General features: G+C 70.8%; 1 protein-coding gene. It reads left to right on the forward strand.

The window, feature by feature from the left end; all coding sequences use genetic code 11:
* Nucleotides 1–176: 176 nt before the first annotated feature.
* Nucleotides 177–749 (forward strand): pentapeptide repeat-containing protein (locus L687_RS24915; protein WP_021198515.1); only part of this gene is annotated, 573 nt, incomplete at its 3' end.

A 749-nucleotide genomic window follows, 5' to 3' on the forward strand; every position in this document is an offset into this window, starting at 1 on the left:
ACTGAGCACCGCCCGAGGGCCGCGCCGTTCTTCCGAGAGCTCCCCGGTGATGGCCGGATCGATGCTCTTCCCTCCAGTGTACGCGTGCGCATCCCCTCAGGACGCCGCTCTCCTCTCCGGCGCCCGGCACCCCGCTCCCGGTTCGCGATGTCGTCGGCGCGCCCTACGCTCGGACCATGGCCCGCACCCCCGAGTCCCCCGCTCCTCCCCGCATCACCGACCCCGACCTCCCGCCCGTGCTCGAGCCCGCTGTTCCCCGACGCAGCGCCGACCTGATCGCCGCCCGGCTCGACCTGAGCGGCACCGTCGATCTCGCCTACTCGACGCTCGAGCAGTGCGTGGTGAGCGCTGACGCCGACACGGTCGATCTCACCGGAGCGACGGTCGTCGACGTCGACATGCCGGGTGTGCGCATCGCCTCGCTCCGCATGCGCGATGCCGGCGTGCGGCGGGTGCGGATCAGCGGTGGCCGTATCGGCACGCTCGACCTGAGCGAGTCGCGCATCTCGGAGCTCGAGCTGCGCGACGTGCGCATCGACTACCTGAACCTCGGTGCGGCGAAGGTCACCGATCTCGAGATCTCCGGCTGCGCCATCCGCACGATCGACATGCCGCAGGCCGAGCTGACGCGCGCGAGATTCACCGCCACGTCGACCGACGAGGTCGATTCGCGGGGTATGCGGGCGAAGGACCTCGACCTGCGTGGCCTCGACGCTGTCGCCTTCCTCGATGCCAACAGCCTCCGCGGA

Origin of the sequence: Microbacterium maritypicum MF109, from assembly GCF_000455825.1 — a bacterium.
GTDB lineage: Bacteria > Actinomycetota > Actinomycetes > Actinomycetales > Microbacteriaceae > Microbacterium > Microbacterium maritypicum_A.